This is a genomic window from Nostoc sp. T09 (assembly GCF_002154695.1).
In the GTDB taxonomy this organism is placed as follows: Bacteria; Cyanobacteriota; Cyanobacteriia; order Cyanobacteriales; family Nostocaceae; genus Aulosira.
Window position 1 is genome coordinate 19,438 of sequence record NZ_MTAV01000018.1, and the last position, 23,541, is coordinate 42,978.

Sequence of the window (23,541 nt, forward strand, 5' to 3'; positions counted from 1 at the left end):
TTAGATTTAATAAGTGGGTAATATTACATATTAAATTAAGTATAAATAGCATCATATTTTTAATTTCCCTGCATTTCCAGCTCGATCAACTTGCTGTTGCTGACGCGGAACAGGCTTTTGCTGTCCAAAGCCATCGAATAATTCGTTGAGTTTGAGTGTTAAGCCCAAATAGGGGCCGCCTGCGGAACGTGTGCCAGAAAAATCTCGGTCATCAACTTGACCGAAAACATATCCAGCCGCAAGGCGCAGGTTAGGACTGAGGTAGTAGCCTGCTTCTAAAACAAAGCCTGTTTCAGTGTAATTAGATTGATTAATCACCCGCGCCTCACCCACCAAATCCATGCTGTATCCCAAACGGTATGTAGCCCGGAGTTGTGCCAGATTTACCGTACTTGTACTGACTAAATCGCTAGCTAGGTAAGAGGTGCTATGACGCAGGGCATACTTGCCATAGAATTCCCATTGCCAGTTAGGCGCATAGATAGCTTCCAAAGCAAAGGTATGGTCTTCTGAACCTGTACCGCTACCTAAGAGGACAGTGTCAGGGATGATTGCGGGATTTTGACGATATTCATAACGCAACAAAGCGTTAAATTGATCATCATTGGGGTCGCGGTATGCTAAACCCACCTTCAAGTTCACCGTATCTCCCAGTCCTGTAAGCTTTTGATTGGCAGAGTTTGCTTGGTGATAACGTACCAAAGCTGTAAGAGCCGGAGAAATTTTACCCGTAGCAGCCGCTGAAATAACGGTATTAGAGCCACCAGAGGAACTCCGATGCTCGTAGCGAGCGCTGGCTTGAAACTCAGGATTATCGCTGTATTCTAAGCCAACACTGTAACTATCGCCACCATCAAACCCAATAGCAGAAGCGCTTTGGCCAGGGGCAAAGGGTTGGGCAAATTGCCGACCTGCCGCAGACTGTTGGAAGAAGTTTCCAAATACGTGTTCGTAAGCCAGATTTAACCGCAAACCAGGAGCAATAAACCAACGGTTATTGAGACCAATTGCGCCTTGAGTTGTGAGTTCATTAGCACCACCCAAAATCGAGTAACGGCCAGTGATGGTGGTGTCTGAGCCGAGTTTGTGTTCACCGTTGACACTGAGGCTGGTGATAGAGTTACCAGCCAGTTGACCGCCACTGTAAAACTGTTGGGCCAGACTAACATTGACACCAGGAATGACAGCCCAATTTAAACCTAGGATGGTACGGTCTGGATAGACACTATCTTTTGTGGAAGATAATGTCATTTCATTTTGCGCTTGGAAAGTGAGGTTATTGGCTAGGGGGACAGTAAAGCGCGATCGCAATTGATCGGAATTACTACTGAGAGCATTAGTAGGAATCCGGTCTTCTCGGTTGCGATGAATCCAATCTACATCAACAGTAGCGCTACCCAAGCGTTGTTGAATTCCAGCAGAAATCGTACTCAGGGAATTATCAACTTTACTACCAGGGATGGCTTGAGAACGAGGTGAAAATAGTTCTTCAAAGGTATCTAATGGTTGGGGAGCAATGCCAAAATTATCTTCGTGGTCGTATTGCAGCCGTACATTTGTAGTTGCGGAAACTTGACCTGTCAGTTGCGCTCCATAGCGGGTTTGACCTGGTACAAAGCTAATAGTGGCATTGTTGGCAAAACCCGTATCGGCAAAACGATAATAAGCACGACCTTGAATACCTGGAGAAATCTGCCCTTGAGCTTCTATACGATAAGCTTCACCACTAACTTTGCCGATCACATCAGAGTCATTGCTGGAATGGGCATATTCTGCTACCACCTTACCCTGAGAACCCAGAGCAATCATGGCATCAGCACCGTAGAGTTCAAAGCCCCGCACACCTTGATTTTCTTTAATGTAAGTTGCGCCTAACCAACTTTCTTGATTAAATGTGCGGGAAAAGTTATATTGCAGCCGACCTGCATAAATATTGCTATTGGAGTCTTTGCTATCGTATTGGTAGGTAACAACAATCCGACGGACTAAAACTTGACCATATTGATCGACATCTGTGCGGAGAATTGGTTCTCTGAATATTAAAGTCCCGCGATCGTAATCGATTTCGTAGTCTGGACCTCGGTTCAGCTGCTTGCGTTCCAGTACAGTGCCAGGACGATTCAGTTCTTCTAACTCTAAAAAAATATTTTCGCTACCTGGAACCAATATGCGGCGAGAGAGAAAGTAATAGCCGCTAGTACCGTCAGGAGCAATGGTATCGCGTTGAAAACCTTCTAGGTGGTTGCCGTAGAAACCTGTAAATTGGAAATTTCCTAAGTTGTAGTTGGCTTTAAAACCGTGAAGTTGGCGGGTAATCGAGGTAAATTGCTGTGACGCACGTGCAAACTCCTCAGTGTTGTAATCACCCCACATCGCATAATCGGGAGTCGAACCTGGAATGCCAGTTGAACGCTCTAAACGCACAAATACGCTATCAATGGAAGGAGCGACAACATCAACTCTAGAGCTATCACCGTATACAGGATAGTTTTGCTCGCTGAACTGGTAACTGCGAAACAGGCGATTGTCACAGTTGCAGTCTTCGTTGAGGTTGCGAGAACTATTGTATGCACCAGTAAACAACCAATCCCCGATCGCACCCGTAGCAAATACCGCTGAGTGGAAGTCCAATTGCGTTCTATTGTCTTTGTCAGGGCGGAGAAAATCACGGAAACTACCGTAATAATCTGTGCCTCTAGCCCCCAAACGCAGATCCACCACACCAGTTACAATACTAGGACGCAGCGCTGTTTCAAATTGCAGCCGAGTAAAAGCTTCTAATTCATTAGCATTGGCTTTGATTGTTACTGTTTGGGCATTCAAACTTGATTTCAGGTAGGCTGTGAATTCCCCTTCCTTAACTTCCACCTGAAATCCTGGTTGATCGGGTTTAAAATCTGTGCCGACAAACTCCCCAGCCGTGGCTGCCAAAGTTACAACAGCATTCCACTTGGAACGATTGTTATTAGCATCTAGCAACTGTCCTTTGACTGTGGCTGTGGAATGGCCATCTGCTGGAATCCGTGCCTCCACAGTTTCTAATTTCATCTGCGTGGGAGCGCCTCTGACTACCACCCGCGTACTTACAGGAGGTGCAGTAGAGCCTACTATTTGGGCAGTAATGGTATTTTCTCCTTCTTTTAAGGAAACGCCATACCATGTCTGCGTAACTAACTTGGTAGTCGCATCAGTTGCTGTTCGTCCAATCAGTGAAGTGTCTGCCAAGTTGCCATTCACCCGCAACTCCACACTGGCACCTTCAGGAAATTCTAAAATTACTGTAGTTGCTGCCACATCAACTATGGCATCGGGTGTGGGAGAGAGGATTTTGACCCCAGTGACAATGGCTGGTGTTGGTGTTTGTGTATCCTTTCCTACATCATCTGTACCATTAGCGATTTTTTGTAAACCTCTAGGCAACTTGATCTTAGATGTTGCTTGAAAGGACTGTATAGCACCAGTAGCTAATTGTTTGCCAGATACTATTTTTTGTAAGCCTCTGGGCAATTGAGTATTAGATGTTGGTTGAAATTGTTGTACATCAACCGATTCTGACTCAGATGTAGTGGATGGTTGATTTGTAAATCCAACATCTAACTTATTTGTTATTTCTACTCCCTTCTCTGTTGGTAAAGATGGGGTGGGAAGTTCTTTTAGTTGACGAGAGTTTTCGTCAGTAAAGTTCTGTTGCTGTGCAACCGCAGAATTTTCTGCCTTAGCTATGACAGGATACAAAACCAAAATCACAGCCCCAGCTACAGCCCCGATTAATTTCAAATTGACAATAATGATGTGGCGCAGTCTGGTTTTCATTTCTTCACCTCTGATTTGAAGGTGGGAGTGACTGCAAAGTTCATGCGTACCAATCCCCCAGGTTCCAAACGCACCAAACGAGATTGACTATTGCGTTCGCGGAAGCGTTGATTGGGCGCGAGGGTATAACCGGGAAGCATACTCAGGTCGAGAACACCTGTGTGATTCCCTGGTAAGACATTGGCTATGGAGAACAAACCATTTGGATCTGTGGTGATGCGGTTACCGTCTTCCATGAAAATCACTGCATTGGGCATCCCAGGTTCACCAGGCTGTTGCTCGCCATCAAAGTTTTTGTCTACAAACACGCGGCCGATAATAGTGCCGCAGTCAGATACTATTCCGGCTCGAATTTTTAACTGATGAGTTGCAGGCCCATCTTTGATAGGGAAATCATTGTCACTCCGTTGGGCATTGACAATTGCCGAATTGCGACCAGAACCACGCACAGCATCAGGAGTCAGTTGCGCGGCGTAGGCAATATTGAGTACATTCCCAGGTGGGAGAGCGGTTGTAGTCCGAAATAGGACTTGTGAACCACTAGTTTCTGCTGTGACGTTAACTAGCTGAGCATCAGCCTCACCCCGCACAGATTTAGGCAGAAATTTAAAGCCAACAGGTAAAGTATCATCGACTACTAAATTGTGCAAAGCAGTATCAGCAATATTTCTGAGTGACAGGCGATAGATAACTGTATCTCCTGGTTCAGCAGTTGCGCGATCGCCTGTTTTGATAATTTGTATCTGTTGTGTTTGACATAACCCTAAATCCAATTGCAAGGGTAATAACTCTAGTCCCAGCCGTTCAGCATCAGATACTAAAACAGTGTTAGTCAGCTGGGTTTTACCTTGAATGCTGATTGGCTGACCATCCAAAGAAGTTGCAGTATATTGAACGATGAGGTTTTCACCCTCACCACTGCTGTCTACAATTGCTAACTTGATGCGTCTTTGCTTATAGATGGAGTCAGCAGGCGGATTGACTACCAAAATATAAGTTTTACCCTGAGCAGTTTGCCCTTTTTTCTGGTCGAATAAGAAGTTGTAGTAACCTTCACCTGCATTTGTGAGAAAAAATGGGTTACTGTTTTCCGAATTTGGCTTAACTCCTTTAGGAATATTATTATTAGGAAGATCCGGAGCCTCTGTCCGTGTGAGGGAAACCAATTTTCCTAGTTCCGTACCCGTCGGATCGTTGGGATATGGTTCGTATAAAGCAACAGAAAAACCTTGATAATCAGGTAAAACTTGCCCACCACAACCGAGAATCCGTCCCAAAGGGTCAATTAAGGGTTTAGAACGAGCGTTGATTAAACTAGAGCTGCCTTGAAAGGTATATTGAGTAGTTGGATCTGTATAAGTATATGTAGCTTGGTTAGTGATTGCTGTAGACGCAATCCCGTTATTAGTTTGAGCAAAAACAGGTATTGGACTCTGGAAAAAACTTCCCACTAAAATGGTTGCTGCGAAACGCTGAAACCAGCCACCATCAGAAATCTGATGTCGCCAACTTTGACGGCGCACTGAATTTTCTCCTGTTAAACTTGACGGTAACTGGGTTCGAGCCTGCACCCAGATCTGTGGAAATTTTTGACGATAGATTTAGAGACGTTGCAGCACAACGTCTCTAACAGCAAAAATTAAAATCGGCTTAGCGCACCTGAGCTTGATAAGTACCCTTAACTGTCTCCTTGGCAGAAACAGATGAGCCAAAATTCCAGCGGATATGAGTATAAGCATTTGCTGGCGCTGGGCGAATCTCTTCTTTGCCATTGGGAAGGGTGACTTTGATTGTGGGATTTTCAACAAAGCTACGTCCGCCATCAATGCTGTAGGTAATTTTTGCGCCTTGTTTATCGTTGACGGTAGCAGATTTTATTACATACATCATTCCCTGAGGAATTGCTTGATTGATGCTGAGGTTTTTCACTGCTTTATCGCCATTATTGCCACCCGTTACTGTATAACGCAACACATCTCCAGGTTGGACAACGACTTGACCTTGCAAAGCTTGCCAAGTAACTGTTTGTTTACCTTGGTTATCTTGCACTACTTTCTTTTCTGCATCTAGGCGCAACTGCACTGGCCCTTTTTTGGCATTTTGAGCGATCGCAGCGTCATTATGAAATATATTACTAACAACTGGGATTTGACCTGCAAAGGATATACCTGCAATAAGTGCGATCGCGCCTATACCAATAATAGAAAAACGTTTCATCTCAATTACCTGCTACAAAAACTTTGATGTCTGCAATGAATAATGAAGTATGTACGGGACATCTTTCGCTCAAGATGCCCCTTATTAGTGCTTTATGGAGTAGCTGTAGTACCGCTAATCTTCCTTTGGAAGGTAAATGTTGTTGTGCTTTGAGGCCCAACGTTGCCGGATGTTACTTTTACCACATACTTGGTAACGTTGGTAGTTGGAGTTGTGCCAGACTGTGCTGTACCTATAGTTGGTGGAATATTGTTGTAGTATTCGATAGTTTCACTACCTGCATTCGCAGAAACGTGACTAGTATCGATTTCACTATTGCTATTGTTGTCTAGTGCCCAGTTGTTACCACCAGTCGTGCCATCTTCTACGATATTCACATTTGCAGCGTCTAAAATCTTGCTGCCTATACCTGATTGCGCCTCAGAAATATTCTGAGAGGTAATCTGGTACTCAATAATGTTTCCAGGCGCAGGAGTTCTGGCTTCGTCAGCAACACCTGGATTAGGGTCGATAGCTGGCAAAGGCCCTGTACCGTCGGGATCAAAAGCTGGTGTGGACTCGAAATCACCTTGATTTCCAATTACAGATGGTCCCGTACCTTGGATAATTCGAGATTTCTTCACCAACTTCAAGAAACCAGTGTATACTCTGTCGATACTGATATTTCTTGGTTCATTGGTATCAATTACTCCGTCACTATCAAGATCTACGAAAGCAGTAACGGGAACTGGGAAGCCTTTACCAATATCAGTAGAAAGTTGAGTACCTGTAGGCAAATCTACCTTCACAGTGTAATCGGCTGTACCGTTTGCTGCTACGTTAGTGATCCGCACAGGAACTGTTGCACTAGTACCACCTGTTCCTGAAGCGAAAGTAAATGTGCCGTTGTTATATGTATAGGTAGCTGTGACAGTACCAGCTGTGTTGCTGATGGTGACTTGAGTATTGTTAGGTAAATCTGTTGTATTATCTGGTTTTGTAGGTAATAGAGAAATATTGTTAGTACCTGTACCAGTATTCTGAATTGTGTTGGTAAAGGTGACAACATTTGGATCGATGAGGCTACCAGGCGCTAAACCAGCAGTCACGGCTGAAGACTTGTTGGTAAAGTCCTTATTATTATCACCATTAAAATCTGCTCCAGCAGCACCCTGAGGCCCATTCAAAAGGGCTTTAAGTGTTAGGGTCAAGTTTGAGGTAGCACTGGCTTCACGAAAACCGTTAACTGGTGTACCATTTACTTCTCCGGTTGCTGTACCATCAGTATTATCTTGTGTGTACAAATCAGTAGCAACTGCTGGTGTTTCCCGTGCAATGTTCTGCTGGTTTCCTCCGGTCGTATCACCTAACTGAACCGAGATTTGATCTCCATTTGTAGGATCTCCATTGTTCAGAACTTTCACAGGTACACGAACCTGAACAGTTCCCTCAGCTGCAACGGAGTTAGTTATTCCACCAGCAGGAAGAGGTACCCAACCAGCGCCATAATTAATTTCTACGTTCCCATCAAGCTGGGCTAAAGCGACCCCAGAATTGTTGTCTGTGATTAATGGCGTTTCAGGAATGTGGAACTTGGTGGGGTCGTTACCTGTGTTTTTAACAGTGAAGTTGAAGTAGATGCTATCACCCGTATTATAGTCACCATCACTGTTAACATCCGCCTTAAATGCAGAACCAGTAGCAGTTACAGTTACACCAGCAACCTCTGCTACTGTAACGGTAACTGTGTTAGAAGTCGCATTTATTGTGGTAGTTGGGTCGTTAGGATCTTGGTAAGTTGCAGTCGCCGTGTTACTTATGGATTGTCCTCCAGCCGTTCCGTCAGCTAATACAGGTGCAACAAACTGGAAAACGCCATTGGCTAATAACGCTGTTGCTACCAAAGAACGGTAGAACTGCGATCGCTGTTTGATAAATCTGTTGTTTTTTGGCATCATGGGAGTGTATATATTCAATCGAAATTAATCCTGCTGCAATATGCAGGATTTTTTTTCACCATTTATGTGAAACTTGTCAACTTTAAATAACCCAAAACTTCAAAGTTTTAGGAATGCATATTTGAGGATTTCAATGATTAATTGACCTCAAAAAGTCTTTAAGCAGATGTACAAATATATTTCCCGTAACTTGATGGATTTTTAGTCTGGATAACCAAGGCTGATACTCATGAAGCCAGGAATTGATTTGTCTGTTTTGCTTAATTGCTTATGTAAATAGAATATATTTGGTTTGAACTCAAATAACTTCAGTATAAATAATGAATTATTTGAATAGTTCAGTAGGTTTATAAAAGCTTGTTAGTGGTCTTTAATTATAAAAATATATATAAAGTAAAAGCAATGCATAAATATACCTGCAAACATTACAGGATAAAGATTACAGCTTTCGGAAAATAAAAAACTTTGTCGCTATAGACAAAGTTTTCAATGTTGATAATAGCTATATTCTTATAGCCAACATATCTTATTTTTTTAAGTTAAATATCTATTTGAATAGGTTAAAATCAAGACTTTTTATAAGTTTTCAGTAAAATAGAAAATGAATTGGTTAAATCTAATAACCGTGACTAAAAAACTGGCAGCAAATTACATTAATTACAAAATGCAAATTCTCATTAACTCAAGTTAAAGAATATGTCTGCATTTATGTCTAATATGTATTTTTTTTGCTAGATAGGTATGTATTCAATTGCAAGAGCATAAAGCATAGGGTTTACTTGGTATTTCACTGTATGCTCTAAAGTTAAAACCAAAAAATGAGGAAAATCTGAGGATCTGAAAATTGGCTAAAATTTTTGATTATGGAATTTGTATCTTGACAATCGAGACAAGATATGTTTATTAACGGACAAGAGATTCTAGACGCGATCGCCAATCATCAGGGACCGTGTAAGAGTATAGCCAGTGGCAAGAGTTGATATTCTAGATTAAATTGGCAAGCGATTAATATCTTTGTTGTGGCCAATAACAACCATTGCTGAACCACGCTCTAGACGCTTGGTGGGATTGGGATTAATCAAAAATTTACCATCCTGACTCACCGCCAGCAAATTCAATCCATAGCGGTTACGCAGTTGAAGTTCGGTGATAGTTTTACCGTGAAATTCGTCAGGGACAATCAACTCTACAATACTGTTATCTGGATCGAGGTCAAATCTTTCTAGTATGGATGGTTTGGTAAGTGTGCGTGCAAGGGCGCAACCTGCTTCGTATTCTGGAAAAACAACATGATCTGCTCCCACTCGTTTCAACAGCTTGCGGTGAACTTCGCTAGAAGCTTTGGCAACTACATGGGGTACACCCCCCTCTTTCACATTTAAAGTAGTGATGATACTTTCTTGAACATAGTTGCCAATTGCCACGATAACCGTATCAAATTCAAAAATTCCTGCTTCTTTTAGTGCAGCAGGTTCTGTCGAGTCTAACTGTAAAGCATGAGCAACTATCTGTTCTGTCAATGCTTCAGATACTCGCTTTTCATCAATATCTGTTGCTAGTACTTCGTAACCTAATTGATGCATTGTCGCACATACAGATCGACCAAATCGACCTAAACCAATCACGGCAAATTGATGGTTATCTTTACGTAAGCTGTGAAAAAAACTTAATGCTGACAGATTCACAAGTATTATCCTTATAGCGCTCCCTAGGTCTAGGGCAAAAAAGTTATACTAAGTTGATTCAAAAATCTACTTTGCCTAATAGTGTAAATTTTATCAGATTATTAGTTTCATCTTATTATCATCTCGGTATTAATATAAGACTCGTATTTGATTTTTGAAAAAATTCATTACACCTCTACATCCCTTGTTTCCTGTTCCCTATTCCCTGTTCCCTGTTCCCTCCCTACGCAAGTAATTTCTCCGAATCAAATCGGATTGCTATATATTGATTGTGATTATCCCACTAATAAATTTTCTTCGGGGTAACGAATTCGGGTTGGGCGCGGATCGCCTAGTATAGCGGACATTAGAAGTAGAACGCCAACTCGTCCAATATACATTGTGATAATTAATATGAGCTTGGCAGCGATGGAGACAGTTCCTGTAATCCCAGTTGAAAGGCCTACTGTGGCAAATGCTGATACCACTTCAAATAAAATTTGAATAAAATCCAATTCTGGATCTGTAAGAGCAATCAAAATTGTGGACAAAATCACAGTAGCGATAGAACCGACTAACACACCTACAGCTTTCAAAATCAAATTTATTGCTATCTTACGTTCATATAATAAAACTTCTTCTTTCCCTTGGAGAATTGATTGAGTGCAACTAGCAAGAACTCTTAGCGTTGTGGTTTTCATGCCTCCACCTGTACCGCCTGGACTAGCACCAATAAACATCAGTGCAATAGTAATAAATAAACCAGCGGTTGTCATCTTACCAATATCAATGGTGTTAAAACCAGCCGTTCTAGGCGTAACTGATTGAAACCAAGCTAATAATAATTGGTCACGCCAACTCATGGCTCCAAATGTTTCTGGGTTTCTTAATTCGATAGATAAAAAAGCAATTGTTCCAATAAACAAAAGCAATAAAGTGGTACTAGTTGCCACTTTAAAATCTAAAGAAAATACTTGATAAGTTATTTTTTTTAGTATGCGGTCGCGTAACCAGAGGTACATTTCTAAAATTACTTGATAACCAATGCCCCCAAAAATAATTAGTGTTGTGATTGTGAAAACGACGAGAAAAGATGACTGATAACCAATCAAATTATCTTTGAAAAGGCTAAAACCTGCATTATTCCAACCATTAATACTATGAAAAATTGCTAACCACAGTCCTTGATTCCAACCATACTCAGGCACAAAAGCTGGCAATAGTAAAAACACGCCAGTAATTTCAAAAATTAATGTGGTGGCAATAATCGAGCGAATAACTTGAGCACTACCACTCATTCCTGGTCGATCTAGAGCTTGTTGAATCGCTATTTTGTCTCGCAAATCAAACTTGCGCCCAATTAGCAAAATCAAAAAGGTGGTTGTTGTCATGTAGCCCAAACCACCAATCTGAACCAACAGCGCCATAAAAAACTGACCCCAAAAGGAAAAATAAGTGCCAGGATCAACTACCGATAAACCAGTAACACAAACTGCGGATGTGGATGTAAATAACGCCACAATTGGGTCATTCCAATTACCACTACTAGTTGAAAAAGGCAGCATCAGTAGGATAGTTCCCACAGTGATAACAGCTAAAAATCCTAAACAAATTGTGCGGGAAACAGTCATACCAAGGTAAGATCCATAAATTTTGCTAAAGAGGTATGTAGGGGGTTGACTTTCCCTGAAATCAAAAACACCCTTATTTAATTAAAAACACACATGGTAGCCTACGAATATGTTTATTTAAATTCTGCTTTGTCTTAAACACTGCTTTCTTCATGAGTGCAACACTTTACCAACAAATTCAACAGTTTTACGATGCCTCCTCTGGTCTTTGGGAAGACATTTGGGGCGAACATATGCATCACGGTTACTACGGGCCAGATGGCACGCAAAAAAAAGACCGCCGTCAAGCTCAAATTGATTTAATCGAAGAACTGCTTGATTGGGCAGGGGTAGAAACAGCAGAGAATATCTTGGATGTAGGCTGTGGTATTGGAGGTAGTTCTCTGTACCTAGCAGAAAAGTTTCATGCTAGGGCCACGGGGATTACTCTGAGTCCAGTGCAAGCGGCTAGAGCCACAGAACGCGCCCAAGAGCTTAATTTAAGTGCTAGAAGTCAATTCTTGGTGGCAGATGCTCAAGCAATGCCTTTTGAGGACAACACTTTTGACTTGGTTTGGTCTTTAGAAAGTGGTGAACATATGCCAGATAAAACCAAGTTTATGCAAGAGTGCTATCGAGTGCTTAAACCTGGTGGCAAGTTGATTATGGTGACTTGGTGTCATCGTCCGATTGATAACGCACCACTGACAAACGATGAACAAAAACACTTGCAGGAAATATACCAGGTGTATTGTTTACCTTATGTGATTTCGTTGCCAGAGTATAGCGCGATCGCCACGCAACTTCCTTTACAAAATATTCGCACTGCTGATTGGTCAACTGCTGTAGCTCCATTTTGGGATTTTGTGATTGATTCAGCATTTACTCCCAAAGCCATTTGGGGGTTACTAACTTCCGGTTGGACGACGATTGTTGGCGCGCTATCACTAGGTTTGATGCGTCGGGGTTATGAACGCGGGTTGATTCGGTTTGGGTTATTGTGCGGGAATAAGTAGAGCATGAATCAGTTTTCTAGACAAAAGTCTTCTGGTGTGCGGGGTCGCTGGTTTTATGCTTTTTGGCAGTTTTCCCGTCCACACACAATTATTGGCACCAGTTTAAGTGTGTTGGCTTTGTATTTAATTGCTGTTGCTGTAGGCAATCGTAATTTCTCTGTGTTCCCTGTGTTAGGAGCTTGGATTGCCTGTTTGTGTGGCAATGTTTACATTGTGGGGCTGAATCAACTGGAAGATATTGAGATTGACAAGATTAATAAGCCTCATCTACCCCTGGCATCAGGGGAATTTTCTAAGTTCCAAGGGCAATTAATTGTTGCTATTACTGGTGTTTTGGCACTGCTTGTAGCTTGGCTTAATGGCCCTTTTTTATTGGGGATGGTGGCTATTAGTCTAGCAATTGGCACTGCATATTCTTTACCACCAATTCGCTTGAAGCGTTTTCCTTTTTGGGCAGCTTTCTGTATCTTTTCAGTGCGGGGGACGATTGTTAATTTAGGGCTATTTTTGCACTTTAGTTGGCTAGCGCAACTCAACCCATCAATTCCACCGCCAGTTTGGGTGCTGACGGTGTTTATTTTGGTCTTTACATTTGCGATCGCTATCTTTAAAGATGTCCCCGATATGGAAGGCGATCGCTTATACAATATCAATACTTTGACGATCCAACTTGGACCACGAGCAGTCTTTAATCTCGCGCTTTGGGTGCTAACTCTTTGCTATTTGGGGATGATTCTCGTGGGGGTGGTGCATCTAGCCTCAGTTAATTCACTGTTTTTAGTGATTACTCATCTGGTAGTGCTGTGTTTGATGTGGGTGCGGAGTTTGGCAGTAGACTTGCAAGAAAAAAGTGCGATCGCTCAGTTCTACCAATTTATTTGGAAACTTTTTTTCATTGAATATTTGATTTTCCCAATTGCCTGTCTTTTGGCTTAAAAAAATGCTCGAAACCTTTCAAACAAATGATATCTTTGCCATTGTTGTCGTAGTTTCCAGTATTGCTTTACTCATTTATTTTGCTGGGAAAACCTTGATCACCTCAAATTTTTTCCAAAAAGGTGTCAATCTTTATCAACAGCAAGATTATCAAGGTGCAGAAGCTGCTTTTCGGCAAGTGATTTCTCTCAACTCTACTAATGATATGGTTCGCTTGCTGTTAGGAGATGTTTTAAAAGAGCAAGGTAAAGTTGAGGAAGCAAAAGAATGGTTTGAAGATGTAATTCGTCGCAGCCCTAAAAATCCTCAAGCTTATTTGCGTTTAGCAAATGTGCTGATGCAGCAAGAACAGCCAGAAGCGGCTAAAACTAATCTGCAACAAGCTAAAGAGTTATTGCGAAAACAACGTCAACCAGAAAAGGCTGAGAAAATTACTCAGCTGCTAGATAAAATGAACGCTAAATCAAATCAATCCTAAAACTCGATGCTCAAGGCAAACCACAAATAGCCATGAATGAAGCAATGGGCAAAGTTTACCTCGTAGGTGCAGGGCCAGGAGATGTGGCATACCTAACGGTAAAAGCTGAGAATCTCTTGAAGCAAGCTCAGGTATTGGTATACGATGCCCTAGTAGATGAACAATTGTTGCAATGTGTACGACCTGATTGTCTAAAGCTAGATGTCGGTAAACGTGGTGGTAAACCCAGTACACCACAAGCTGAGATTAATCAGTTATTAGTAGAGTACTGCCAGCAAGGCAAACAAGTTATCAGACTCAAGTCAGGCGATCCGTTTATCTTTGGGCGCTGTACTGCTGAAATTGAAGCATTGAAAGCATCTGGCTGTGCATTTGAAGTTGTACCAGGAATCTCTTCCGCCCTAGCAGCACCGTTACTAGCAGGAATTCCTCTCACAGATCCAGTTTTGAGCCGCTGTTTTGCAGTGCTGACAGCTCATGAACCAGATGCTTTAGATTGGGAAGCGCTGTCACGCCTAGAAACTTTGGTAATTTTGATGGGTGGGCAACATTTAGCAGAGATTGTACATCGATTGATCCGGCAAGGGCGATCGCGCCTCACACCTATTGCCATCATCCGCTGGGCAGGAACTTCCAATCAAGAAATTTGGACAGCCCAACTGGAAAATATATTAGAACAAACAGCTGGCTTATCTCTTTCGCCAGTAGTGATTATTATTGGTGAGGTTGTCGGACTACGAACTTACTTACAACCTGAGAAAATATCCTCAGAGAACTTAACTACAGCTAAAACTTCCAGCCCTCCAACTATGTCAGGCAACCCTCAGCTTCCTCTTAGTGGTAAAACAATCTTAGTCACACGTGCTGTTGGACAGTCAAGCCAATTTTGCGATCGCCTCACAGCAGCAGGCGCAACTGTTATTGAAATGCCAACCCTAGAAATTGGCCCGCCTTCGAGTTGGAAAGCTTTAGATGAAGCGATCGCTAATTTAGCTGACTTCGACTGGTTAATCCTTACCTCTACTAATGGTGTAGACTACTTCTTTGACAGATTGACCGTACAGGGTAAAGATGCGCGGATCTTAGCTAATGTCAAAATTGCTGTGGTTGGAGAAAAAACAGCCCAAAGTCTCAAAAAACGCGGGTTGCAACCAGATTTTATTCCTCCTAATTTTGTCGCAGATTCTTTAGTAGAAAACTTCCCAGAAGCACTATCTGGGAAAAAGCTTTTATTTCCTAGAGTTGAAAGCGGTGGAAGAGAAGTTTTAGTTAAAGAATTAACTGCTAAGGGAGCAGAGGTGATAGAAGTTGCAGCATATCAATCTTGTTGTCCCAGCAGTATCCCTCAAACCGCAGAATTTGCGCTGCAAAATCAAGCGGTAGATATAATTACCTTTGCTAGTTCTAAAACTGTGCAATTTTTCTGTCAATTGATTAACAGTAGATTCAGCCATAACTCAGATGTCTTAGCAGGAGTCGGAATCGCCTCAATTGGCCCTCAAACCTCGAAAACTTGTCATGATTTAATCGGCAGAGTAGATGTAGAGGCAGAAGAATATACTTTAGATGGGTTAACCCAAGCATTGATTACATGGGCGAAAAATGACAAATTAAATTGAAAAAATGACAAATAAAAATGACAAATGAGCAAACGTATTATCGGTTTAACTGGAGGTATTGCTACAGGTAAAAGCACTGTCGCTAATTATTTAGCTAGCGCTTACAATCTGCCGATTTTGGATGCAGATATTTATGCTAGAGATGCAGTGTCTGTAGGTTCCCCTATTCTGAGTGCGATCGCACAACGTTACGGCGCACAAATTTTACTTGCAGATGGCAACTTGAACCGCCAAAAGCTTGGCGAAATTATTTTTGCTCGTCCAGATGAACGCAATTGGATAGAGAATTTAATTCATCCTTATGTAGGCGATCGCTTTTTGAAAGCAATTGCTGAATCCTCTGCGCCAACATTAGTATTAGTCATACCTCTGCTGTTTGAAGTCGAGATGAATAATTTAGTTACAGAAATTTGGGTAGTGCGTTGTTCTGAGTCGCAGCAGATGCAAAGATTAATACAGCGTAATCATTTAAGTCAAGAGCAAGCAGAAGCTCGGATTAAGAGCCAAATGTCTATTGCAGAAAAAGCGGCTCGTGCAAATGTTGTGTTAGATAATTCGTCTACTCTAGAAAATTTACTGAAGCAAGTAGATACTGCCCTGGAAAAAGTCAGCCCAAAATAAAGTATTTTTGTTATTTAAAATACATCTTAGTAATATTTCAAACACATTAGATATTGATACATTAATTAATATGTCAATTTTAAGGATAGAAGCATAGAGGAATCCTATTTGAATTAAAAATAAACGACCTACTCATCTATCTCTATTGTTTCTCTTCCTTCATCTTGTCTGCCTCTACGAGTAATTTCACGAATCCAATATGAGGCTATATATGAATCTACTGCACAGAATAGTTTAGTAATTTTACAGTAGACTGTAAGGTCACTATTACTGTAGACTATTTATTAAGCTTATATTTTAACTTGAGGGAATATAATTAGCTAGTAACAAGTTTGCTACTTCCATTTTCCATTATTTATGGTGCATGAGCAACCATAGAAATTTTATCTAGTAATGGGTTAAAAAAAATTCCAAATTTAAGTTAAAAAATAATTCCAAATTATAAATACCAATTCTGGAATTCTTTTTAAGCATGTTCTCAAAGAACTGCTAATAATTTTTGAATTTATGTTGCAATAGGGTGCAGATAAGACTTGGGTTTTATATTCCTTAACTTTAATAGGGGTTAAGGGTTATCTGAAGAATAAGTAGGGCTAACTGAACTGTATTAGTTAAATTTTTGGCACATATAGGCGCAGTTGCTTATTTGTAATTAGATAGACTCTTATCTAGATTAGAGTTTTTCAAAGTTATCTTCTAATTAGATTTCACACAACTTCTTTTCTAGCTTAGTTGCTCTTATAACCTAATATTTACCTAGTTAAAACCCTTTTTGTAAACATAATATTTTGGAGAACTCACTATGTCTATTTTTAAGACAGGTAGGAATTTTAGCTTTAGTTTATTTAGTGGGTTCTTACCAATGCTAGTTATATTAAACGAATCTAAACAAAAGCAGAAAATACACGATTACAGCCAATTAATTCGGGGAAAAGATTACATATTTGAAACCCTACAAGGAGGTTTGGGCGGTTACATGACCGGAACAGGAAAAGGTATTAAACCCAATGATTATATTATTTTGCAATATGGCTATCAAAATTATCGGTATAAAGTTGAGGAAATTGATTACTATGCAGATCCGTCAGATATGTGGATAGCTTTACTTAAGCCAGTAGTATTTGACTAAGTAGCCATTATAAAATGCGCACGAAAGCTACATATCCCCGTCTTCTAAAAGAAGACAGGGATATTATTTATTACGAATGATTTAGGTTTGCTATATTGATTCTAGCTCCACCAAAAAATCAGCAATTAAAGTATTTCTTTCATGGGATAGGAAGTAAATATGCAACAGATTTGGGTGGTTAAGTTAATTTTGAATTTTTTAAGTTTCACCACCAACTACTACATCTCGAATTCGCAGGCTGGGACCACCACAACCTACAGGTAAGCCATTTTGTCCACCTTTACCACAACCACCAGATTCATCCCAGTAAAAGTCATCACCAATTGCTTCAATATCTGCAAGAGTTTGGAAAACGTTGCCAGAAAGTGTCACATCCCTTACAGGTTCAGCGATTTTACCGTTTCTAATCATCCATGCTTCCCCGGCGCTAAAGGTAAACATTTCCCCATTGGTCATCCCACCCAGCCAATTACGGGCATATACTCCTTCATTGATGTGGCTAAATAAGTCTGCAACTGGTGTTTTACCCCTTTCAATCCAGGTATTTGTCATCCGAACAATGGGAGTAAAGTGATAATTAAGACAACGGGCATTTCCTGTGGGTGCTTCATCTAATTTGCCTGCGGTTTCACGGGAATGCAAACGTCCTACCAAAATTCCATCTTTAATTAGTTGGGTTGTCGTGGCAGGTGTGCCCTCGTCATCGTAAAAATAACTACCGCGATGTCCTTCGGGCGCAGCACCATCAAAAATTTGCAGTTCTTCTGGGCCAAATCGCCGTCCAATGGTCATGACTTCCAAAATATCAGGGTTTTCGTAAGCCATATCAGCCTCAGACAGATGTCCAAAGGCTTCGTGAACAAATAAACCAGTGAGTATGGGGTCAATAACTACGGTATAAGTATTACCTTTGACTGATGGTAGAGATAAAGCTGCGATCGCTCTTTGCGCAGCACTCTTAACTTGTTGATCTAAATTTGTTAAATCTTCGTAGGCTTTGCGAGAACCGGTAGTTTCTCTCCCGGTTTGGACAGTTTCGCCGTTTCTAGCAGTAGCGGCGAAGCGCATTTCCATGTCCACCCAAGATTGCTCAATTAATGTACCATCTGAGGTGGCGAGAATAATTTTTTGGGCACTATCACCGTAGCGGACTGAAGTCGTGGTAATTCGAGGATCAACGTTTTTGAGTAAATCAGAATAGCGATCGCATAATTCTTTTTTCTGACTCAAAGAAATTTTGCGCGGATCGGTTCCTGTGAGGGGTAACTGACATACTGCTTGCACTGGGTCAATCGGGGCCAGTACAGTCTCTTCATCACCAACCATGCGTGCAGCTGCGATCGCTTCTTCGATCCGTTCTGTAATTGTCGAAAGCCGATTAAAGCAGCTTAGACCCCAACCGCCTTTATAACAAGCGCGAATATGTCCACCCATTGAGATACCTTCGCTCAGGGTTTCTACCTTGTCACCACGCAACAAGATATCAGTACCTTCTGCTTCTTCGAGGCGAATCATCAAATAATCTACATGAGATGAGTAGCGGGCGATTAAATCAGAAAGCAAATTTTGTGTATCAGCTAGTTTAGTGGGCATTTCTAGGTAGTAACCATGACAAACTGCAATTTATTGTGCAAATATTCGAGCAATATCTGCTACTCAATTACTAGTCTAAAGAATTTAATCGCCTATTCCCAAACATACTTCTGGGCAACTTTCCAATAGCGCGAGAACCGCTTCAGGTCGATATACCCGTCGTAATCAAAAAACGGTTCCACGGGTAGCACTTCTACAGCTAGAGAAGATTCCATTTCCTTGGAGATATTAGCAAAGCGAGGGCTAGGACTTGCGGTAGTCACAACTAAGTCGGCATGATGCTCTTGGGCAAAGGCTAAAATTTCTTGTGCTACATTACCACGACGGATGACAACTGGTAATTCTAGTAAGCATTCGTAAATAAACGTGAGGCGTTTTAGACTCAGTTGCCATTCTGCTATCAAAGCATCATCCCAAACCCAGATGGCTGGGACATCGGGATATTTTTGGAGTGCGGGATTGTGGGGACTGAGACAGTCTCCATGTACCCAAACTATTGGTTTAGTCATCAGATTTCATTACGAGCGATCGCTTATCTTAATTAACCACCACTGACTGGGGGAATTAACACCACTTCATCCCCATCTTGCAGAGGAGTATCTGGTTCAACAAATATTAGATTAATTCCAAAACGGGTAATATCTCGCAATTTGCTAAGTTCTGGATGTTCGGCAATCAAGCGATCGCATACGGCTCTAACTGGCGTACCATTGGAAAATTCTAGTACCAGTTCTGAGGCCTTATAGGCTTCTTGGTAAGCAGCAAATAACTTGACGGTTATAGTAATTGTAGAATTAGACATAAACTTTAGTATTCCCCGGTCGTAAATCCGGGGATTTTTAGTTTCCAGATTGCAGTGTCTCTGATAGGTTTTCACCTATACAAGGTAATATTCTTATGCTTTAGACTTAATTTTGAAACATTTAATTCTCTAGGACTTATAATACTACTTTCGAGATCGTCAAGTTACATTTTTTTCATTATCCCATTTTTAAGAGAGTCAAATAGTTGCTTCACCAAAATAATTAAAAGTGGAATCATAGAGATTTTCTATTATATACAATGATTAAGCCTTCTAATAGAGAAAATGCCAAAAACTAGTTAGTAAACTTAAATAAGGCATCTGCAATCACAGATGTCACATCAGTATTACTTTGACAACATGATAAATAGTGATGAAATATGCCATTAAATGATGTTTTAGATGCGTTTGTTCTCAAATCTAATTAATTGAATTATTAAAGGTATTAAAAGCAAAATGCAATCTGAATTCAACTTTTTTCAGCACTGGTATCCTCTCTCACCAATTGAAGATCTCGATCCCAAGCAACCAACACCCGTAACTCTTTTGGGGCTTCAGTTAGTTATTTGGAAACCTAAATCATCTGAAACTTACCGTGTATTTCTAGATCAATGTCCCCATCGGTTAGCTCCCTTGAGTGAGGGACGTGTTGACGAGCAAACAGGCAATTTAATGTGTAGCTATCACGGCTGGCAATTTGATTCGCAAGGAATCTGTACCGATATTCCCCAAGCCGAAGATCCACAACTTATTACCAAGAATCAACAAAATTTGTGCGCAGTTTCACTGCCAGTCCGCCAGGAAAATGATTTACTTTGGGTCTGGCCGGATGCTAAATCAACTGAAAATGCTGCTACCACACCGTTACCTTTATCACCTTTAGTAGATGCTAGTAAAGGTTTTGTTTGGGATTCTTTTGTACGTGACTTAGAATACGATTGGCAAACCCTTGTAGAAAATGTAGCAGATCCTAGCCATGTTCCTTTTGCCCATCATGGAGTTCAAGGCGATCGCCAACAAGGAAGACCCATTCCTCTAAAAGTTGCACAATCAACACCAAATTTGATTGAAGTATATATCGACAGAAACTACAAAACAACAATCACTTTTGAACCACCTTGTCACTTGGAGTATGCCATTGGTGTTGGTAACTCTGGCAAACAGTTGGGACTTGTTACCTACTGCATTCCTGTGTCTCCAGGTAAATCAAGAATTGTAGCGCAATTTCCCCGCAATTTTGCCACAACAGCTCATCGTTTAATACCTCGTTGGTGGACTCATATCAAAACTCGAAATTCGGTTCTTGATGGCGATATGGTACTTTTGCAACAACAAGAGTACTTTCTTCAACAAAGAACAGCATTTGAAGGTTGGAAAACTGCTTACAAACTACCTACGAACGCCGATCGCTTGGTAATTGAATTTCGGAATTGGTTTGATAAGTATTGCCACGGACAACTACCTTGGAGCGAAGTTGGAATTAAAGTTCCAGAAAGCCCAACTATTAACAGCGATCGCTCGGTTATGCTCGATCGCTACAAACAACATACCCAACACTGTAGTAGCTGTCGTGGTGCGCTGAAAAATATCCAGCTTTTACAAGTGTTATTTTTGGCATACTTTGTCACAGTAGTCTCAGGAGTTGCCATTCTTCCTGATGCATTGCGAATTAAGCTGGGTTTACCTCTGGTAATTACAGCACTACTTAGCCTAAGCGTTTACACTTGGCTAAAATTCTGGCTTAGTCCTAAATTTTACTTTGTAGACTATGTGCACGCCCAAAGATAAACTCTAATAAATTTTATGTAATATCTTAAAAAATTTGATCCAAGCGTTGGAAATCCCTTTGCACTTCATTCCACAGAGCTTTATTGTTGGGGTCAGTCTTAAGGGCTTTTTTGAGATAAATTCGGGCTTTGAGCACCTGATGGCTATTAATTAGCACCCGTCCCCAAACTTGATAAGCAATAGCTTGCCACTGACGAACTTCTGCATCATCTGGTAAGCGATCTGCCAAAGCTTCTACTAGGGCGATCGCTTGGGGAAAACGTTTTTCTTTTAAAAACCGTTGCAACTGCTCGTAAGTCTTCCACTTGAGACGCTGTTCTATTGCTGTGACACTTGGTGGTTTTGGTGTCGTCGCCTGTTGGGTTTTTACCGAAGCTGCTGGTGCTTCCTCCTGAGGTGTTGCCTTTGTTTCCTCACGCGCAGCTACTGGCGATTGACTCGACTGTGTGCCAACCGTATCCTCTGGTATGACTACCGTCAACAGCAGCTTGTAAGCCTCTGTCAAGGCAATAAATTTATCTTTAGCTTTGTGGTCATCCGGGTTGATATCGGGATGATATTGCTGCGCCAATCGTCTGTAAGACGCTTTGATGTCAGCAAAAGAGGCCCCCGATCTTAAACCTAATACACGGTAGCAATCTCCAAGATCCATCTTGAGCTATCGGCTATCCAATATTCAGCTTCAAGCTTTTAACTTAAAGTCTGAAGTAATTAATAATAAAGAGTTATATTCTAATTGAAAGTTCAGTATTGACAATTTATTTTGGGTATGGGGCAAACAAGGAGTGTAGGAAGTGTGGGAGAGCTAAGAAAGAAAGTGTGGTTCGTTTCTCCCCTCTCTCCCCACACTCCCCCATCTCCCCTGCTGCGATTACGGGCGTTCTTCAATTACACGGTCAATTAAACCGTACTCTTTAGCTTCCTGGGCCGACATGAAAAAGTCACGATCCATGTCTTTTTCAATTTTGGCTATGGTCTGATTAGTGTTGTTGGCATAAATCTGATTGAGCTGGTTACGAATCCGCAGAATCTCTCTAGCTTCAATTTCGATATCAGTTGCTTGTCCACGGGTGCCACCAGAAGGTTGGTGAATCATAATCCGTGAGTGAGGCAATGCCATACGTTTGCCTTTAGTGCCAGCAGCCAACAGGAAAGACCCCATTGAGGCAGCTAAACCCACACATATTGTTACCACATCTGATTTGATGTGTTGCATGGTGTCAAAAATTGCCAAGCCTGAGGTAACCATACCACCAGGAGAATTAATGTACAAATAAATGTCCTTGCCTGGATCTTCCGAGTCCAGGTATAGCATAACAGCGATAATTTGATTGGCAATTTCGTCATCAATATCTCGCCCCAAGAAAATAATTCTTTCTCGGTAGAGGCGATCGTAAATGCTAATCCAATCTGTAAATTGCCCCCCGGGCATCCGGTAAGGAACTTTAGGAACACCTATAGGCATTTTCGCTACTCCGTTTGTAATTAGTCACTAGTCAATAGTCATTAGTCATTTGCCTCATAGAAAGGACAAATAACAAATGAGAAATCAAAGGATGCTAGCAGGTAAAGGTGGATTGGCAAGTTCTTCTTTTTCAAACACTCTATCAATCAAACCGTAGTCCCTAGCTTGATAAGGAGTCATGTAGAAGAGGCGATCCATGTCTTTGGAAATTTTTTCTGGAGCTTGCCCAGTGGTGTGAGCTAGGATATCAACCATTGATGCCTTGTTTACCAGAACTTCTCGCGCGCGAATTTGAATATCCGTTGCTTGACCTTGGGCGTAGCTCTTAGGCTGATGCAGGATAATATTGGCGTTGGGTAAACTAGCGCGGCAACCTTTAGTACCGGCACCAAGTAGCATCGCTGCCATACCCATTGCTGAACCAATGCAGATAGTATGGATGGGTGGCTTGATGTATTTCATTGTGTCATAGATAGCGAAAGCTTCGGTTTCAAAACCAATCGGATCGCCACTATAACCGGATGTGCCGGTTGAGTTGATATAGATTTTAATCGGCTTCTCGGGGTCGTCGGACTGTAAATACAGTAGTTGAGCGACGATCAACTCCGTGACAGCAGGCACCAGAGGCATCCCAAGATAGACAATTCGCTCCTTCAACAACAGGGAGGGTAAATCTGGCGGCGGTGTCCGGTAAGAGTTATCGCCGTAATAGGGGGCTTGAACAGCCTTGATGGGGGAAATGTCCATAGCAACTGAGCGCCTGAAATTATGCCGTTAACTGTAATACATACTAGCGCGATGCTAGCTATCTTAAAGGTGCGGATTTCTGGCTAATGAGTCAGGGGGCTGAACA

Annotated in this window: 19 protein-coding genes; 7 read left to right on the forward strand and 12 right to left on the reverse strand. The window is 41.5% G+C overall.

The features are described 5' to 3' along the window. Positions 1–51: 51 nt before the first annotated feature. The 6 genes from BV372_RS05875 to BV372_RS05900 all read right to left on the reverse strand — a co-directional run bounded on the left by BV372_RS05875 (position 52) and on the right by BV372_RS05900 (position 11,262). Positions 52–3,813 carry an Ig-like domain-containing protein gene (locus tag BV372_RS05875; protein WP_086684571.1) on the reverse strand — a complete coding sequence of 1,254 codons (3,762 nt, stop codon included), beginning with the start codon at positions 3,811–3,813 and terminating at the stop codon, positions 52–54. Beyond that, positions 3,810–5,336, reverse strand: coding sequence for a DUF11 domain-containing protein (locus BV372_RS05880; RefSeq protein WP_086684660.1), 1,527 nt, complete (start codon positions 5,334–5,336; stop codon positions 3,810–3,812). Before BV372_RS05880 ends, BV372_RS05875 begins: the two co-directional genes overlap by 4 nt. A 127-nt stretch (positions 5,337–5,463) precedes the next feature. Then, positions 5,464–6,030: a DUF11 domain-containing protein gene (locus tag BV372_RS05885; RefSeq protein WP_086684574.1), complete on the reverse strand. Its 567-nt coding sequence runs from the start codon at positions 6,028–6,030 to the stop codon at positions 5,464–5,466. Positions 6,031–6,122: 92 nt separating this feature from the next. Then, positions 6,123–7,967, reverse strand: coding sequence for a hypothetical protein (locus BV372_RS05890; RefSeq protein WP_306298952.1), 1,845 nt, complete (start codon positions 7,965–7,967; stop codon positions 6,123–6,125). A 989-nt stretch (positions 7,968–8,956) separates the two neighbouring features. After that, complete coding sequence (locus BV372_RS05895) at positions 8,957–9,652, reverse strand: TrkA family potassium uptake protein (RefSeq protein ID WP_086684581.1); 696 nt, start codon at positions 9,650–9,652, stop codon at positions 8,957–8,959. A 275-nt stretch (positions 9,653–9,927) separates the two neighbouring features. Beyond that, on the reverse strand, positions 9,928–11,262 hold the full coding sequence (locus BV372_RS05900) for a TrkH family potassium uptake protein (protein WP_086684582.1): 1,335 nt from the start codon (positions 11,260–11,262) through the stop codon (positions 9,928–9,930). A 152-nt stretch (positions 11,263–11,414) separates the two neighbouring features. On the opposite strand from BV372_RS05900, the gene BV372_RS05905 reads away from it, so the two are divergent. From BV372_RS05905 to BV372_RS05930, 6 genes are all read left to right on the forward strand, one after another. After that, a complete protein-coding gene (locus BV372_RS05905) occupies positions 11,415–12,257 on the forward strand; it encodes a methyltransferase domain-containing protein (RefSeq protein ID WP_086684584.1) in 843 nt (280 codons plus the stop codon). Between the two features lie 3 nt (positions 12,258–12,260). Continuing rightward, positions 12,261–13,193, forward strand: a complete 933-nt coding sequence (locus tag BV372_RS05910) for a homogentisate phytyltransferase (RefSeq protein WP_086684586.1) — start codon at positions 12,261–12,263, stop codon at positions 13,191–13,193. Between the two features lie 4 nt (positions 13,194–13,197). Further along, positions 13,198–13,671 carry a tetratricopeptide repeat protein gene (locus tag BV372_RS05915; RefSeq protein WP_086684588.1) on the forward strand — a complete coding sequence of 158 codons (474 nt, stop codon included), beginning with the start codon at positions 13,198–13,200 and terminating at the stop codon, positions 13,669–13,671. A gap of 32 nt (positions 13,672–13,703) precedes the next feature. After that, positions 13,704–15,290 (forward strand): uroporphyrinogen-III C-methyltransferase, encoded by a 1,587-nt coding sequence (cobA, locus tag BV372_RS05920; protein ID WP_086684589.1) that lies wholly within the window; start codon positions 13,704–13,706, stop codon positions 15,288–15,290. Positions 15,291–15,314: 24 nt separating this feature from the next. Beyond that, positions 15,315–15,911, forward strand: a complete 597-nt coding sequence (gene coaE / locus BV372_RS05925) for a dephospho-CoA kinase (RefSeq protein WP_086684591.1) — start codon at positions 15,315–15,317, stop codon at positions 15,909–15,911. Between the two features lie 802 nt (positions 15,912–16,713). Beyond that, positions 16,714–17,040 (forward strand): hypothetical protein, encoded by a 327-nt coding sequence (locus BV372_RS05930; protein WP_086684593.1) that lies wholly within the window; start codon positions 16,714–16,716, stop codon positions 17,038–17,040. Positions 17,041–17,238: 198 nt separating this feature from the next. Here the strand turns inward: BV372_RS05930 and BV372_RS05935 are convergent, their stop codons facing one another. The 3 genes from BV372_RS05935 to BV372_RS05945 form a co-directional block, all read right to left on the reverse strand. Continuing rightward, the gene (locus tag BV372_RS05935) at positions 17,239–18,633 is read right to left on the reverse strand and encodes a TldD/PmbA family protein (RefSeq protein WP_086684596.1); all 1,395 of its coding nucleotides are present in this window, start codon (positions 18,631–18,633) and stop codon (positions 17,239–17,241) included. A 92-nt stretch (positions 18,634–18,725) separates the two neighbouring features. Continuing rightward, positions 18,726–19,142 carry a universal stress protein gene (locus BV372_RS05940; RefSeq protein WP_086684598.1) on the reverse strand — a complete coding sequence of 139 codons (417 nt, stop codon included), beginning with the start codon at positions 19,140–19,142 and terminating at the stop codon, positions 18,726–18,728. Between the two features lie 32 nt (positions 19,143–19,174). Next, entirely contained in the window at positions 19,175–19,435 is a 261-nt protein-coding gene (locus BV372_RS05945) for a MoaD/ThiS family protein (protein ID WP_086684600.1), read from the reverse strand. A gap of 456 nt (positions 19,436–19,891) precedes the next feature. On the opposite strand from BV372_RS05945, the gene BV372_RS05950 reads away from it, so the two are divergent. Next, the gene (locus BV372_RS05950; RefSeq protein WP_086684602.1) at positions 19,892–21,223 is read left to right on the forward strand and encodes a Rieske 2Fe-2S domain-containing protein; all 1,332 of its coding nucleotides are present in this window, start codon (positions 19,892–19,894) and stop codon (positions 21,221–21,223) included. A 25-nt stretch (positions 21,224–21,248) separates the two neighbouring features. On the opposite strand, the gene BV372_RS05955 is transcribed toward BV372_RS05950, so the two are convergent. The 3 genes from BV372_RS05955 to BV372_RS05965 all read right to left on the reverse strand — a co-directional run bounded on the left by BV372_RS05955 (position 21,249) and on the right by BV372_RS05965 (position 23,435). Next, positions 21,249–21,875: a J domain-containing protein gene (locus BV372_RS05955; protein WP_086684605.1), complete on the reverse strand. Its 627-nt coding sequence runs from the start codon at positions 21,873–21,875 to the stop codon at positions 21,249–21,251. A 219-nt stretch (positions 21,876–22,094) separates the two neighbouring features. Next, positions 22,095–22,688, reverse strand: coding sequence for an ATP-dependent Clp protease proteolytic subunit (locus BV372_RS05960; RefSeq protein ID WP_086684608.1), 594 nt, complete (start codon positions 22,686–22,688; stop codon positions 22,095–22,097). Between the two features lie 84 nt (positions 22,689–22,772). Beyond that, positions 22,773–23,435: an ATP-dependent Clp protease proteolytic subunit gene (locus BV372_RS05965; RefSeq protein WP_086684611.1), complete on the reverse strand. Its 663-nt coding sequence runs from the start codon at positions 23,433–23,435 to the stop codon at positions 22,773–22,775. Between the last annotated feature and the right edge of the window lie 106 nt (positions 23,436–23,541).

Excerpts from the sequence above, each read along its gene's own strand:
- BV372_RS05955 (WP_086684605.1), bottom strand. The coding sequence starts at position 21,875 with ATGGATCTTGGAGATTGCTACCGTGTATTAGGTTTAAGATCGGGGGCC.
- BV372_RS05900 (WP_086684582.1), bottom strand. The coding sequence starts at position 11,262 with ATGACTGTTTCCCGCACAATTTGTTTAGGATTTTTAGCTGTTATCACT.
- BV372_RS05965 (WP_086684611.1), bottom strand. The coding sequence starts at position 23,435 with ATGGACATTTCCCCCATCAAGGCTGTTCAAGCCCCCTATTACGGCGAT.
- BV372_RS05885 (WP_086684574.1), bottom strand. The coding sequence starts at position 6,030 with ATGAAACGTTTTTCTATTATTGGTATAGGCGCGATCGCACTTATTGCA.
- BV372_RS05915 (WP_086684588.1), top strand. The coding sequence starts at position 13,198 with ATGCTCGAAACCTTTCAAACAAATGATATCTTTGCCATTGTTGTCGTA.
- BV372_RS05930 (WP_086684593.1), top strand. The coding sequence starts at position 16,714 with ATGTCTATTTTTAAGACAGGTAGGAATTTTAGCTTTAGTTTATTTAGT.
- BV372_RS05875 (WP_086684571.1), bottom strand. The coding sequence starts at position 3,813 with ATGAAAACCAGACTGCGCCACATCATTATTGTCAATTTGAAATTAATC.
- BV372_RS05945 (WP_086684600.1), bottom strand. The coding sequence starts at position 19,435 with ATGTCTAATTCTACAATTACTATAACCGTCAAGTTATTTGCTGCTTAC.
- BV372_RS05910 (WP_086684586.1), top strand. The coding sequence starts at position 12,261 with ATGAATCAGTTTTCTAGACAAAAGTCTTCTGGTGTGCGGGGTCGCTGG.
- BV372_RS05935 (WP_086684596.1), bottom strand. The coding sequence starts at position 18,633 with ATGCCCACTAAACTAGCTGATACACAAAATTTGCTTTCTGATTTAATC.
- cobA (WP_086684589.1), top strand. The coding sequence starts at position 13,704 with ATGAATGAAGCAATGGGCAAAGTTTACCTCGTAGGTGCAGGGCCAGGA.
- BV372_RS05940 (WP_086684598.1), bottom strand. The coding sequence starts at position 19,142 with ATGACTAAACCAATAGTTTGGGTACATGGAGACTGTCTCAGTCCCCAC.
- BV372_RS05905 (WP_086684584.1), top strand. The coding sequence starts at position 11,415 with ATGAGTGCAACACTTTACCAACAAATTCAACAGTTTTACGATGCCTCC.
- BV372_RS05950 (WP_086684602.1), top strand. The coding sequence starts at position 19,892 with ATGCAATCTGAATTCAACTTTTTTCAGCACTGGTATCCTCTCTCACCA.
- coaE (WP_086684591.1), top strand. The coding sequence starts at position 15,315 with ATGAGCAAACGTATTATCGGTTTAACTGGAGGTATTGCTACAGGTAAA.
- BV372_RS05890 (WP_306298952.1), bottom strand. The coding sequence starts at position 7,967 with ATGATGCCAAAAAACAACAGATTTATCAAACAGCGATCGCAGTTCTAC.
- BV372_RS05960 (WP_086684608.1), bottom strand. The coding sequence starts at position 22,688 with ATGCCTATAGGTGTTCCTAAAGTTCCTTACCGGATGCCCGGGGGGCAA.